The 12,743-nt window shown below is 70.5% G+C and carries 13 protein-coding genes; 8 read left to right on the forward strand and 5 right to left on the reverse strand.

The genetic code is table 11. The annotated features are described in order from the left end of the window. Nucleotides 1-147: 147 nt before the first annotated feature. Nucleotides 148-483, reverse strand: coding sequence for a DUF5134 domain-containing protein (locus tag AC5LSR_RS13765; RefSeq protein ID WP_493465122.1), 336 nt, complete (start codon nt 481-483; stop codon nt 148-150). 144 nt (nt 484-627) lie between these two features. After that, nucleotides 628-864 carry a hypothetical protein gene (locus AC5LSR_RS13770; protein ID WP_493465121.1) on the reverse strand — a complete coding sequence of 79 codons (237 nt, stop codon included), beginning with the start codon at nt 862-864 and terminating at the stop codon, nt 628-630. Between the two features lie 313 nt (nt 865-1,177). Between AC5LSR_RS13770 and AC5LSR_RS13775 the strand changes: the two genes are divergently transcribed. Both AC5LSR_RS13775 and AC5LSR_RS13780 read left to right on the forward strand, forming a co-directional pair. Beyond that, nucleotides 1,178-2,377: an MFS transporter gene (locus AC5LSR_RS13775; protein ID WP_493468536.1), complete on the forward strand. Its 1,200-nt coding sequence runs from the start codon at nt 1,178-1,180 to the stop codon at nt 2,375-2,377. Between the two features lie 745 nt (nt 2,378-3,122). Then, on the forward strand, nt 3,123-3,479 hold the full coding sequence (locus AC5LSR_RS13780; protein ID WP_493468537.1) for a hypothetical protein: 357 nt from the start codon (nt 3,123-3,125) through the stop codon (nt 3,477-3,479). On the opposite strand, the gene AC5LSR_RS13785 is transcribed toward AC5LSR_RS13780, so the two are convergent. Next, on the reverse strand, nt 3,455-4,612 hold the full coding sequence (locus tag AC5LSR_RS13785) for an acyl-CoA dehydrogenase family protein (protein WP_493465117.1): 1,158 nt from the start codon (nt 4,610-4,612) through the stop codon (nt 3,455-3,457). The two genes, AC5LSR_RS13780 and AC5LSR_RS13785, sit on opposite strands and share 25 nt — an antisense overlap. A 193-nt stretch (nt 4,613-4,805) precedes the next feature. Between AC5LSR_RS13785 and AC5LSR_RS13790 the strand changes: the two genes are divergently transcribed. From AC5LSR_RS13790 to AC5LSR_RS13810, 5 genes are read left to right on the forward strand one after another with little or no spacing between them, the layout of a single operon-like run. Further along, nucleotides 4,806-6,623 carry a CoA transferase gene (locus AC5LSR_RS13790; protein WP_493465116.1) on the forward strand — a complete coding sequence of 606 codons (1,818 nt, stop codon included), beginning with the start codon at nt 4,806-4,808 and terminating at the stop codon, nt 6,621-6,623. Next, the gene (locus AC5LSR_RS13795; protein WP_493468538.1) at nt 6,620-8,275 is read left to right on the forward strand and encodes a class I adenylate-forming enzyme family protein; all 1,656 of its coding nucleotides are present in this window, start codon (nt 6,620-6,622) and stop codon (nt 8,273-8,275) included. The genes AC5LSR_RS13790 and AC5LSR_RS13795 overlap by 4 nt, the downstream gene beginning before the upstream one ends. After that, on the forward strand, nt 8,272-8,904 hold the full coding sequence (locus AC5LSR_RS13800) for a metal ABC transporter ATP-binding protein (protein WP_493465114.1): 633 nt from the start codon (nt 8,272-8,274) through the stop codon (nt 8,902-8,904). The genes AC5LSR_RS13795 and AC5LSR_RS13800 overlap by 4 nt, the downstream gene beginning before the upstream one ends. A 1-nt stretch (nt 8,905) precedes the next feature. Continuing rightward, the gene (locus tag AC5LSR_RS13805; RefSeq protein ID WP_493465113.1) at nt 8,906-9,793 is read left to right on the forward strand and encodes a metal ABC transporter permease; all 888 of its coding nucleotides are present in this window, start codon (nt 8,906-8,908) and stop codon (nt 9,791-9,793) included. Further along, entirely contained in the window at nt 9,714-10,514 is an 801-nt protein-coding gene (locus AC5LSR_RS13810) for a metal ABC transporter solute-binding protein, Zn/Mn family (protein WP_493465112.1), read from the forward strand. Before AC5LSR_RS13805 ends, AC5LSR_RS13810 begins: the two co-directional genes overlap by 80 nt. Nucleotides 10,515-10,740: 226 nt before the next feature. On the opposite strand, the gene sigC is transcribed toward AC5LSR_RS13810, so the two are convergent. Beyond that, nucleotides 10,741-11,316 carry an RNA polymerase sigma factor SigC gene (gene sigC, locus AC5LSR_RS13815; protein WP_493465111.1) on the reverse strand — a complete coding sequence of 192 codons (576 nt, stop codon included), beginning with the start codon at nt 11,314-11,316 and terminating at the stop codon, nt 10,741-10,743. A 142-nt stretch (nt 11,317-11,458) separates the two neighbouring features. Here sigC and AC5LSR_RS13820 point away from each other — a divergent pair, with 142 nt between their 5' ends. Further along, nucleotides 11,459-12,202, forward strand: coding sequence for a zf-HC2 domain-containing protein (locus AC5LSR_RS13820; protein ID WP_493465110.1), 744 nt, complete (start codon nt 11,459-11,461; stop codon nt 12,200-12,202). Nucleotides 12,203-12,316: 114 nt separating this feature from the next. Here AC5LSR_RS13820 and AC5LSR_RS13825 read toward each other — a convergent pair. Further along, the coding region (locus AC5LSR_RS13825; protein ID WP_493465109.1) for a four-helix bundle copper-binding protein at nt 12,317-12,743 on the reverse strand (427 nt) is incomplete at its 5' end.

Consider the following 12,743-nt stretch of genomic DNA (forward strand, 5'->3'; position numbering starts at 1 on the left):
ACAGGATCGTGGACTCCACTCCCCAACCGGAGGATTATCTGGCGGCGATCTGACTGAAGTGGCGAAGGCCGCATCTGTCGACCGCCGGCCCGGCTCGCCCATCTCCATGCCCCTTACCTGCCACGGTCGCTTGCCGCCGCATCGCGGCTACAGATCGCCCGCCGGCAGCCGGAACGTCGACGACACCCCGCAACGACCTGGGCCACGGCGGTTGGGGATGTTCGGAGCGCGCCGCCGACGGCGCGCAGCAGGCCGGATGCACTGTTGCGCCAGGAGCAGGAGGAGAAGCAGCGCGGCCAGGCCCAGACAGGTGGCGGCGAACGGCGCCGAGGAGGTCATCCAGCCCGGTCTGGTGAGCATGACCGCCATACCCGCCGCCACCGACGCATGCCCGACCTCGGTGGGGACGAACTGCCGCACCCGGCCGCGAAGCGCGTGGATCAGCCGGCAGAGGTGGGCCAGCGCGACCGTGGCAGTGGCCATACATGCCGCGACGGTGACCGGACAGGTGCGCGGCGCGCACCGTCTGCCCATGCTGGTGCATCACCCGACTTCCCGTCTCCTCCCGCGTCCGCGGTCACGCCGGCACCGGTCGAGGTGCACGCCGGTGGCCCCTCACGTGTGTGCTCAGCCCACCCTGGTGGCGAGTTCCGCGTCGACCAGCGCGCTGATCCTGCCCGCGTGGGCCTCCTCGACGATGACCTGGAGCTGTTCGGCGCTCATCTGGATGCGCTGGCCGAAGTCGTCGGTCAGGACGATGCGCCGGTCCGCCGTCGCGTCATGGTCGACGAACAGCTCCGGGCAGCCGCAGCTGCACTTGCCGCAGAAGGTCAGGACATGACACGGTGTTACAGACTCGGCCATAACCGCCCCTATGGGAACGGAAAGAGAGCGAGTCGCTACAATTCTAAAGATTGTTTCCAATGGTTGCCTGGGATTCCGGTAAAGCCGGGGCAGCCGACCGTGATGACTCTTTCCGTTCCGGACGGCCGGATGACGATCCGGCCTAGGTCGGCCGGTCGTGCGGACCTCACCGCCCCGTGCGCAGCGTCGGCGCGGTCTCTGACAGTGGCCGTGATGTCGCAGATCTGATTGTCGAAGCTGGCGGGAACCACGCACTGCCGCCCGGACGACTGATAGGGCATCGGGCGGACAAGTAGGACAAGCAGGGGTGGTTATGACCGGCAGGCGCTGGTGGGTGGGTGCGGGGGTCGCGACGATGGCGATGGCCTCGTCGATGCTGTCCCTGTATGCGCTGAGCGCGCTCGCACCCTTCCTAGTTGATGATCTCGGTCTGTCGCGGGCAGGGATCGGGGGGCTGGTGACGGTGACGTTTGCGGTCGCTGCTGCGTTGTCTGTGGTCGCCGGTCACCTGGTCGACATCACAGGGCCTCGGTGGGGGTTGATGGTCCTGGCGGCGACGGTCGCGGTGGCGCTGGTGGGTGTGTCGTTCGCCGGTTCCTACGGTGTCCTGCTCGCCGTTCTGGCGATCGTGGGTATCGGGCAGGCTCTGGCGAATCCCGCCACGAATGTGCTGCTAGCACGCGTGGTTCCCCCGCCTCGGCGGGCACTGGCGGTCGGGGTCAAGCAGTCAGGGGTCCAACTGTCGGCGTTCGGCGCCGGGCTGCTGCTGCCGGCTGTGGCGGGCGCGATCGGCTGGCGGGCCGGGTTGCGGTGCGCGGCGATCGTCCCGATCACCCTGCTGGCGGCGGTCTGGTGGACGGTGGCGGCGGGCAACCGTCCGGCGTCCGGAGCAGCCACACCGGGAACCGGACGCGGTTCGGGGTGGCGCTGGTCGCGGCCGTCGAGATGGCTGGCCTGGCTGATGGTGTACTCGCTGCTGCTCGGCACCGCCCTGGCGGCCGTGAACACCTACCTGCCGCTGTACGCGTCGCAGCGGCTCGGCCTGGACGAGCGGGTGTCCGGGGCGGTCCTCGCCGCCTTCGGGGTGTCCGGGCTGTTCGCGCGGGTCGTCTGGACTAGGTGGGCGGACCGGATGTCGGAGGTGACCATGGCCCTGGGGGCGCTGTCCGCCGCCGCGGCCGCGTGCACGATGGTCGTCTGGGCGGCAGCGCCTACCTGGTCGGTCCTGGTCTGGGTGGGCGCGGTCGGTATCGGGGGGACGGCTACCGGAGCCAACGCGGTGTCGATGCTGGCGGTGGTCCGTCGCGGCGGCGCCACGGGACATGCGTCCGGGCTGGTCTCGCTGGGTTTCTTCAGTGGTTTCGTGGTGGGGCCGACGGCCTTCGGTCTGCTCGCCGACTCGGCCGGGTACGGCTGGGCCTGGCAGGCGGTGGCGCTGGTGTTCGCCGGGTCCGCCGTCCTGGCGCCGTTCATCGCGGGACAGGCCGAGCTACGGCCGGCGGGCGCATCGTGACCGAGTTCGACGACGCCCTCGCAGTGTTGATCGCCCGTGTGGGTGTCATCGAGGCCAGTGTCGGGGAGAGGTTCCCCTTGTATTGCGATCCGCATACGGAGGTCTGGACGACCACCCGGCGTGGTTCATGGACCGGCGGTTTCTGGGTCGGTCTGCTGTGGATCCGGGCCGCCTATTCAGGGAAACTGGCCGATCGTGATGTGGCCCGGCGCTGGACGGCGCGGTTGCCGCCCCGAGCCGGTGATGACACCGTGACGCGCGCGATGACGTTCTGGCACGGGGCGGGTACCGGTCATCTGCTGTGCGGCGACCCCGAGGCGGCCCGGGTGGCGATGGTCGGGGCCGCCTCGCTCGTCGCCGCCGTCCACCCCCGCTGGGGCCTGGTACCGGTCGGGTCCGCCTTCGGGGGGCTGTGCGAGCCGAGAGCCGGCATCGACGCGCTCGCGGCGGTGGTCGCCTGCTGTGCTGGCATGCTGATCGGTCCGGGAGCGGTGACCGGCTGCGGGCGCGGGCCGTCCGGCACGCGACGCGGCATATCGACCTGCTCGTGGGACCGGACGGGCAGGTCACCCCGGAAACGCCGCTTGCGGCAGACGGCCGGCCGACGGGTAAAGGGGGCGCACCGGCCGGGGTGTGGTCCCGTGGCCAGGCCTGGGGGATGCTCGGCTGCGCAGCCGCCGTGAGCAGGCTCGGCCCATCGTTTCGTGACGCCGCCCTCCTGACCGCCAACTGGTGGCTGGACCGGATGAGCGGCCGCCTGATACCACCAGCGGTCATCCCTGCCCGGCACGTCCGTACAGATCCGGACGCTCATGTCACACCGGGCGTCCCGCTGGACACCTCCGCCGCCGCGATCGCCGCCGCCGCGTTGTGGACCCTCAGTGGCCTGCAGACGCCAGGTGCCGCGGATTACCGGCAGGCAGCGGTCGACACCACGCGCGTCCTGGTCGCGGATCATCTGACGCGGACCGGTGTCCTGGGACAGGGCTGTTACGATCTTGACGCTGGTGTGGCCCCGTCCCATGAGGTCATCTGGGGCACCTATTTTCTCACCGCTGTTCTGCTGACGCTGTGCGGTCACGCGCCGACGCCTCCTTGGTAGCCTGCCAGCAGGCGCCGGGCGACCGTTGTGATGTGCACTTCGTCGGGGCCGTCCAGGATGCGGGCCGCTCGGGCGGTCCGGTGCAACAACGCCAGCGGGGTGTCGTCGGTAAGGCCTTCAGCGCCGTGAACCTGGATCGCGCGGTCCACCACAGCGGCGAAAGCCCGGGCAGTGATGACCTTGGCTGTTCCCACCGCCACCCGCGCGTCACCCCCGGTGATCAAGGCGGCCACCGCCGCCCGGGTCAGCGCACGTGCGGCGGCGAGCTCGGCATGGCTGTCGAAGACATACCCCTGCAGGAGCTGCTTGTCAGCGAGTGGCCCGCCGTGGGCGCGCCGGGCGTGGAGGCGGCGGCACAGCAGATCGAAAGCTCTCTGTGTCTGCCCCAGCCAGCGCAGACACCGCAAGGTACGCCCCAACGCGAGTCGTTCGCCGATCATCGCCAGGCCACGTCCACGCGCGCCGAGTAGATGGTCGGCGGGGACGTGGACGTCGTCGAGGGCGATTTCGTACTGGCCGCCGGCCCCGAGTACCGGGACTTCCCGGACGATCCGGTAGCCCGCTGTGTCGGTCGGTACCACGAGTAGGGAGAACGCGTGCCGGTCGGCCGCGTCAGGTTCGGTCCGGCACACCACGGTGGTGAACGTCGCCGCGGCGGCCCGGGACGTGAACCACTTCCGGCCGTTGATCGTCCAATGGGTGTCGTCGCGGGTCGCGCTGGTCGTCACAGAGGTTGGATCAGACCCCGCGGCGCCCGGTTCGGTCATGGCGAAGCTCGGGACGGCGTCGCCGGCAAGCATCGTCGGCAGGTAACGTTCGCGGACGGCCGGGCTGGCGTACCGCTGAAGCATGGTGACGTCGACAAGCAGCTCGGAGCCGACCGCCGCCGGGCCGAAGTCCGACGCGCCTTCGATCTCGGCGATGCCCGCGTAGTCAGCAAGATCCAGCCCCCCGCCGCCGAGCGACACCGGCAGCGGTAACGCCCATACGCCGGCCTGCCGCGCGCGCTGCCGCAGCGATCGCATGAGCTCATCGGCGGCCGGCCCGCCCCGTGCCAGCACGGGTTCGGCGGGCAGAACATCGCTTCGAAGAAAAGCCCGAACACGTTCGGCCAGTACCTCAAGGTCCCTCATCCCCGGCTCCCTGCGGTTGACGCCATCACGGTGTACCAACGCAACTTTCGCCTGGCGGGAACCGGACGCGCACAGCGTCCGACTACCGGCATGTGGCAGGAAACACGGTGGCCGTGGGGGTATTCGGTGTGTGATGGTGAGTAGCGGACCGGCGGCACGGCACCACCGGTCCGTCTCTGTTCCGCTGGCGGGCATGACGGCGCGCGGTGCGACAGCTGGCGCTGTCGAGCGGCTGGTCGCGCGGCATCTGCGCCAGCTGGGAGCAGTCGTCGAGCCGGGCGCCGAACCGATCGGCGCCGGATCAACGAACGCCGGATCAACGGCGGTGCTCTGCCCGGGGCTGCCGGTGCTGCGCTGCGGTGTCGACTGGAGCAACCATGCTGGCGTACGTCTGGACGAGGGGACGATCCAGGCCGCCTACGGCCTGATGGCCGTGCACGGCCGCGCCTACGGTGCGCCGCGGCGGCTCCTGCTCGACTACGCAAGTGCCGCGGCCGGTGTGATCGCCACCCAGGGGGTGCTCGCCGCGCTGCTCGCCGGTCTTCGGGGCACCCCGGTCGAGGCGGTAACCGTGTCCGTGGCAGGCGCTGCGTTGGTGACCGTCTCGCAGTACCTGGCGGCCGGGAGCGCCGTGGACCCCGACCATGGCGAGCCCGACCCGACCGCCGGGATGCCGCCCCCGTTCGTCTCCGCCGACAGGATCCGATTCGAACTGGAGACCCTGGATCCGCAGCCGTGGCATCGGATGTGGTCCACGCTGGGCGTGGACCCGCGGCTGGTCGCGCGTGGCTGGCGGGCGTTCGTTCTGCGGTACGCCACCGCCGCCGCCCCTCTGCCGGCCGAACTGCACGCCGCGGCCCGAGCGTACGCCTACGACCAGCTCCATCACATGGCCACGACGGCGGGAATGGCGATCGTGCCGCTACGCAGCCACGAGCAGCGGACGGCGGACTTCGCCCCGTCCGGTCGGGTCGATCCGCCGTGGACCATCCGCGCATGTGACGCGCCCGCACCGGCGCGACAGCCGCAACCGGCCGCCGCGGACTCGTCTGCGGCCGTTGCGGACCTGCCTCTAGCCGGGATCACCGTCGTCGAGGCGGGCCGCCGCGTCCAGGGGCCGCTGGCTGGCCACCTCCTCGGCATGCTCGGCGCCAAGGTGATCCGAGTGGAGCCGGCCGGGGGCGATCCGCTACGCGGGATGTCGCCGATGGTCGGTGACTGCTCGGCCCGGTTCCTGGCCCTGAACCGGCACAAGCACGTCATCGAGGTCGATCTACGGTCACCGGCCGGTCGGGCGACCCTGCGGGACGCCGTGCTGGGCGCCGACGTGTTCGTACACAACTGGGCCCCGGGCAAGGCGGCGGACCTCGGCCTGGACGCGGCCGATTTCACCGGCGTCCATCCCGGCCTGGTCTACGCCTACGCCTCCGGGTGGGGGGATGTGCCGGTTGCCGGCTCGCCCCCCGGAACGGACTTCATGGTCCAGGCCTACGCCGGGTTCGGTGAGCAGCTGACCGCCCCGGATGAGCCACCGGCCGGTTCGCTGATGACCCTGCTCGACGTCCTCGGCGGCCTGATCACCACCGAAGGGATCCTGGCCGGGTTGATCGCCCGGGCACGCACGGGCCGGGGCCAGCGGGTCGACACCGATCTGCTGTCGGCGGCTGGGGTGCTGCAGGCACCGCTGATCGAGTCCGGCGGGACGCCGCAGCGGGCGTCCGACCCGCTGGACGCCCCGCTGCCGGTGGCGGACGGACATGTGATGGTCGCCGCCGGCAGCCGTGGTGACGTTCTCACCCGGGCCGTCGGAACCGCCGACCCTGACGCGGCCGTGCGGGCGTTACGCCGGAGGACCGCCGACGAGGCGCTGACCCTGCTGCGCGCGACCGGCGGCACCGCGGTGCGGGTCTGCCCGGAGCCCGGGCTGCTCGCCGCCGATCCGGCGGCCCTGCCACTGATCGAGATTGACGGCTGCGCCTTCGTCCGCCCGCCGTGGAGGTTCACGCGATGACCGCCCTGGAATCGACTGCTGTGGAACCCACCGTCCTACCGGTGCGCGATCTCGTCCCGCCCGTGCTGCGCGCATGGTGGGGATACGCCGGCTTCTACCCGGGCCGGGACCTGTATGCGCTGTTCACCGAGAATGCCCAGCGGCATCCGGACCGGGTGGCCGTCGTCGACGACGACGGCGAGACGACCTACACCGAGCTGGCCGAGCGGGCTGCCCGTCTGGCCGGGGCGTTCGAGCAGGCCGGTATCCGGCCCGGTGAGACGATCGCCGTCCAGCTCCCGAACGGATGGCGCCCGGTCGTCACCGATCTCGCGGCCGCCGCCGTCGGAGCGGTCGTTTTGGCCTATCCGGTGGAGCGGGGCCGCCGGGACACCCGTGCTCTGCTCGCCCGCTCCCGGGCGGTCGTGGCGGTGGTGCCCCACTGCCACGGGGGAGTCGCCTACGCGGACACGCTGCACACACTGCGCGGCGATCTGCCCCATCTGCGAACCGTGATCGTGTCCGGTTCCGGTGCCCCGGACAGCCTGGAAGAGTTGATCGGTTCCGGTCCGCCGCTGACCCGCCGGAGGCCGGTCGACCCGGCCGCGCCGGCTCGCATCCTGGTCTCCTCCGGGTCGGAGGCCGCACCGAAAATGATCGTATATTCGCATGACGCGCTGGCCGGCGGACGCGGGGCCTTCATCGGTTCCCTGCACAACGCGACAACGCCGATGCGCAACTTCTTCATGGTGCCGTTGGCGTCGTCGTTCGGCTCCTCGGGCTCCGCGGTGACCATCGCCCGGTACGGCGGCAGTCTGATCGTCTGTTCCCGCTTCGACGCCGGCCGCGCGCTGGACGTCATCGACACGCACCGCCCACACCTGGTGTTCGGAGTGCCGGCGATGTTTGCGATGATGCTCGACCATCCGGCGATCAGCCGGATCGACACGTCATCGCTGCGGGCGGTCGTCGCGGGCGGCTCCCGGGTGGACCCGGCCACCGTGGACGCCTGCCGGGCGGCGTTCGGGTGCGGGTTCGTCAACTGCTACGGCTCCGCGGACGGCGTCAACTGCACCACCGATCCGGATAACCCACCCGTTGAGGTGCATTCCGCCGTCGGCCGGCCCAACCCCGCGGTCGCCGCGATCCGGGTCGTCGACGCGGACGGCCGGGACGTGCCCACCGGTGAGGTGGGGGAAATCTGGGGACTGGGCCCGATGAGCCCACTCTGCTATGTCGACCCGGACTTCGACGGCCGTTACCGCACCGGCGACGGCTGGGTGCGCACCGGTGATCTCGGACGTGTCGACCAGGAGGGTTTCCTGCATGTCGTCGGACGCCGTAACGAGATCGTCATCCGGGGCGGACGGAACATCAGCCCCGTGGAGGTCGAGTTGCTCCTCGCCCAGCACCCCGCCGTCCGCCAGGTGGCCTGCGTCGGCGTCCCCGACCGGATCATGGGTGAACGGCTGGCTGCCTGCGTGACCACCAAGGACGCAGCCGCCACGCCCACCCTCGCCGACCTGACGGCCTACCTGACCGGGGTACACGGTCTGGAGCCGACCAAACTGCCCGAGAGCCTGCATATCCTCGACGAGCTGCCGCTGTCCGCCGCCGGGAAGATCGACAAGAGGTGGCTGCGGGAGCGGATCACCGTCGGCGAACCGACGTGAACGCCACCGAGATCCGCTTCGATCGGGTGACCTGCCGGTACGGCCGGCGTACCGCCGTCGACCAGGTGCTGCTGGACGTCGCCGCCGGGGAGCACGTCGCCCTGACCGGCGCGAACGGGTCGGGCAAGACCACCTTGCTGCGCGCGGCGCTGGGCCTGCATCCTCTCGCCGGCGGTTCGATGACCGTCGGGGGTGTCGCCGCCCGTACCCGCGCGCAGTGGGCGTCACGCCGCCGGCAGGTCGCCTGGGTGCCACAACGCCTCTCTGCCGGCCGGTTCCCGCTGCTGGTCGACGAGCTGCTCGACAGCGGCGGGCATGCGCTGGCGGCCCGGGACGCCGCCGCCCGCCTAGGCGTGGCCGGGCTCGGTCGCCGTCCGTTGCACACCCTCTCCGGCGGACAGCTGCAGCGGGTCTTTCTCAGCAGGGCCCTGGGCGCGGTGGCCGCCGGGGCGCAGGCGTTGCTGGCCGACGAGCCCACCGCGGCACTCGACTTCGACGGCCAGGAACGGATCGCCCGGATGCTCACCGGATTGCCGGTCACGGTGGTGGTCGTCAGCCACGACCGGGCGATGGCCCGGGCGTGCGACCGGGTCGCCGAGATGGCCGCCGGCCGGCTCCGGGTGATCTGACGTGGAGCGGTTTGTCGACCTGCTCGCCCTGCCCGCTGTCCAACGCGGCGGTATCGGACTGTTGATCGCTGCCGTCGCGCTGCCGATCGTCGGGGTGTTCATCGTCGGGCTGGACATCGTCGCCGTCCGGTTCGCCGTCATGCACGTGGCCCTGCTGGGGATCGCGGTCGGTCTGCTCACCGGGGCCGACCCGATGCTGTGCGGGCTGGTCGCCTGCGCACTGGCGGGTGCCGGGGTGGCTCCGCTCGCCCGACGGCCGGCTGGTCTGCCCGGCGCGATGGGCCTGCTGATGACGTTCGCCATCGCCGGCGCCCTGCTGGTGCTGTCGATCTCCGGGGTCAACGCCACCGGTGCGTTCGAGCTGCTGTGGGGCTCGATCCTGGCGACCCGCACCGTCGACCTGGTCGTACTCGGCGTCCTCGCTGTCGCCATCCACCTTCTCTACTGGGGCTATCGGCGGCAGCTCGCGCTGTTGCTGTTCGACCGGGAACTGGCGCTGTGTTCGGGCGTGCCGGCGGGCGCGCTGATGCTCGCCCTCCTGGCCGTGGTCTCGGTTGCGATCGGCGCGGCGATCCGGCTCACCGGCGCGTTGCTCGTCGATGCGCTGACCATCCTGCCCGCCCTCGCAGCCCGCAACCTCGGCCGCTCCCTGCGGTCGATGGTGGTCTGGTCGGTCGTTTTCGGATTGCTCGGCAACACCGCGGGATTCGCCGTAGCGCTGGCGGTCGATCAACCTCCCGGTCCGGTTCTCGTGCTCGTGGCCGGTGCCCTGACCTTGTTCACCTATCTGATTCCCGAAGGAGTAACGGATGCGCTTTTTGCGCGCCGCCGTACTGACCGCTCTGACCGCGATGCTGTCGCTGTCGACGATCGCGTGTGGCAGTACTAACACGCCCGCCGCCCCGGACACGGCCGCGACGGCATCACCGGCTGGCGGGCCGCGCGTGGTCGCCTCGACCAGCTGGGTCGGTGCCCTGGCGAAAGCGGCCGGGGCCAGCAACATCGCGGTCATCGCGCCCGCGAGCGTCCAGCATCCACCGGACTACGAACCCACACCCAGTGATCTCGTCAAGGTCGCGGGCGCCGACTACGTCCTGTACGCCGCATTCGACGGTTTCGCCGCCAAGCTCAAAGACGCGGCCGGCGGGCGGGGCAGGCTCGTACAGGTCGAGCTGGAGAACACCCCTGAAAAGATCAGATCCGAGGTGACCCGGCTCGGCGCCGTGTTCGGTACCTCCACAGCGGCCACGGCGTGGCTGTCGACGTTCGACACCGAGTACGCCGCCCTGTCGGGCAAGGTCAAGGCAGTGGTACCGACGCCGGCACCGACCGCGGTGGCCCACCTGTTCATGGCCTACTGGGGCGGATTCGCCGGACTGCCCGTCGTCGCCACCTACGGCCCCCAGCCAGTATCACCCGGGCAGCTCGCCGATCTGGCCGCGAAGAAACCCGCGCTGGTGCTGGCCAACGCCCACCTGCCAGGCGCCAACCCGGACATCCCTGGGGCGACCACGGTGGACATCGTCAACTATCCGAAGGCCGACCTCGACCTGCTCGGTGTCTTCCGGACGAACACCGACAGCCTCATTGCGGCACTGACCCGCCACTGACGAGGCTATACGCAGGCGCCGGACAGGGGGAGATACGCCGATCGATTGCTGGTCGACGCGCCTTCCCCTGCCAGCCAGGACGCACAGAAGACACAGAAAGAGAGGTACGGAGAGGTAGAGCACCCTAGTGACCGGCGTGCTGAGCGCCGGCGGTGAACCGGCCGGGCCCGGTCGTGCGATCCGGCCCGCCCAGGTCGCGATGCCCGGCCTTCCCGACCGGCTCCCGTCAGCCGACTCCCGTTGCCGACTCGTCCCCGCCGACCGCGCGTATCAGTTCCTCGCGCGCCCGGGCCACCCGTGAGCGGATCGTGCCTACCGGGCATCCGCACACCTGCGCGGCCTCGGCGTAGGCCAGACCCAACACCTGGGTCAGAACCAGCGCCTCACGACGGTCGGCATCGAGGGTCTCCAGCAGCAGGTTGAGCTCGACGATCTCCTCAAAACCGACCGCTGCCCGACGTTCCGCGGCCTGCTTCGCCTCGGCGGCCCGGACCCAGTCCACGCCGGCCGACTGCCGCGGCCGGACTTGCGCCATCCGAACCTGGTCGATCACTACCCGTCGGGCGATCGACAGCAACCAGGTACGCGCCGAGGAACGGGCGGCGAAGCGGGGCAGGCTTCCCAACGCCCGCATGTAGGTTTCCTGCGTGAGATCATCGGCGGTCTGAGGGTCGGCGAGGTGCGCCACGAAACGCCAGACGTCCCGCTGCGTGCCCCGGATGAAGTTCTCCAAAGCGACCCGGTCACCACGGCCGGCGCGTAACGCCCATGCCGTCAGCTCTGCATCGTCCGGGCGGCTCACAGTTTCCGCAGCGTACCCGCCCGGCCCCTGTAGGACCCGAAGTTCACGCACCGTCCATGCCCCGGCACAGATTCACCGTCGTCCGGTGACGTCTTTGACGTGCGTCGGGAACCCGGCGGGGGAAGCGCGCGACTATTAGCAGATGGACTGCAGTACCTGCCGCGAAGCGGTCTCCGCCCGGATCGACGGAGAGAATGAGCCCCGTCCCTCCGTGGAGGTCGACGCCCATCTGGCCGGTTGCGCGCAGTGCCGCGCCTGGCAGAACGCGGCTATTGCGTTGAACCGGCCGCTACGGGTGCACGAGGTATCGCCCACTCCGGACGTGGTCGACGCCGTCATGGCCAGTGCCTCCACGCCCCGCGCCCGCGGGACCCTCCTGCGGATCGCTCTCGCCGGCGTCGCGGTCATCCAGCTCATCATCGGTCTCAGTCAACTGCTGGACGGGGAGGGGGCCGGCGCAGGAGATCACGCCGCGCATGGGCATCTGTCGTCGGCCCATCTGTTCAACGAAAGCGCGGCATGGAATCTCGCGCTGGGGGTCGGCATGCTGTGGGCCGCCGTACACTCACGGCGCGCGGTAGGTCTGCTTCCCGCTGTGTGTGGTTTTGTCGTGGTCCTCACCGCCCTGTCCGTCCATGACCTTGCCGTGGGCGCCGCGCCGTGGAGCCGCCTGCTGACACACCTACCGCTCGCCGCGGGCCTGGCCCTGCTCTATCTCGTTGACCGCGACGAATGCCGCAGCGGAAGCCCCCTTCCAGATCATCCTTCGGCCCGGCCGGACACCGACGATGGGGAACCAGGGCATCAAGGAAGCGAGCGGGTCCGCCGAGAGGACCAACCCGGCCATCCGCCGCTGCGCTCAGTGAGTCGCCATCGCGCCGCCTGACAGAGGATCCACGCGCCGGATATCCCGGACACCGGCGTGAACCGCTGTTCTACGACCATCCATCCCACGGGCAGCCGTGTCTACACGCCCACCCGCCACCGCATCCGTCGCGGGCTATACGGGGCTGCGCAGGGCATTGAGAACGTCCCGACAGACCGCGGCGCATCGGCGCGTCGCCTCCGAACAGATCCGGCAGTGCTCGTGACGGTAGGCGTACCCGCCGCAGAGTTCACCGCTCTGCTCACAGGCCAACACGCAGGCTTCCAGCTGTGCGGTGAGCAGACCGCTGTCCGGGCCGCTCCCGCGGACCAGCAGCCGGCAGGTCGCATGGACGACGTCAGCGCAGTCCAAATCCCGCCGCACGGCCGTCTGCATCCCAGCCTCATCGGTCATGGCGAGCATCGCCGACGCACACGCGGTGACTGCTTCCTCGCAATCGTTCAGCGCGTCGACTCCCCGTACCCGCTCGTCACTGCTGAGGTTCATGCTCACGGTCATGCTGTCAAAAATTTCCCGTATCTGTTCCACCGTCTTCCTCCCT

The sequence above is a fragment of the Protofrankia sp. CiP1_Cm_nod4 genome, from assembly GCF_982290645.1.

Excerpts from the sequence above, each read along its gene's own strand:
- AC5LSR_RS13780 (WP_493468537.1), top strand. The coding sequence starts at position 3,123 with ATGAGCGGCCGCCTGATACCACCAGCGGTCATCCCTGCCCGGCACGTC.
- AC5LSR_RS13775 (WP_493468536.1), top strand. The coding sequence starts at position 1,178 with ATGACCGGCAGGCGCTGGTGGGTGGGTGCGGGGGTCGCGACGATGGCG.
- AC5LSR_RS13795 (WP_493468538.1), top strand. The coding sequence starts at position 6,620 with ATGACCGCCCTGGAATCGACTGCTGTGGAACCCACCGTCCTACCGGTG.
- AC5LSR_RS13810 (WP_493465112.1), top strand. The coding sequence starts at position 9,714 with ATGCGCTTTTTGCGCGCCGCCGTACTGACCGCTCTGACCGCGATGCTG.
- AC5LSR_RS13785 (WP_493465117.1), bottom strand. The coding sequence starts at position 4,612 with ATGAGGGACCTTGAGGTACTGGCCGAACGTGTTCGGGCTTTTCTTCGA.
- AC5LSR_RS13790 (WP_493465116.1), top strand. The coding sequence starts at position 4,806 with ATGACGGCGCGCGGTGCGACAGCTGGCGCTGTCGAGCGGCTGGTCGCG.
- AC5LSR_RS13820 (WP_493465110.1), top strand. The coding sequence starts at position 11,459 with ATGGACTGCAGTACCTGCCGCGAAGCGGTCTCCGCCCGGATCGACGGA.
- AC5LSR_RS13770 (WP_493465121.1), bottom strand. The coding sequence starts at position 864 with ATGGCCGAGTCTGTAACACCGTGTCATGTCCTGACCTTCTGCGGCAAG.
- AC5LSR_RS13765 (WP_493465122.1), bottom strand. The coding sequence starts at position 483 with ATGGCCACTGCCACGGTCGCGCTGGCCCACCTCTGCCGGCTGATCCAC.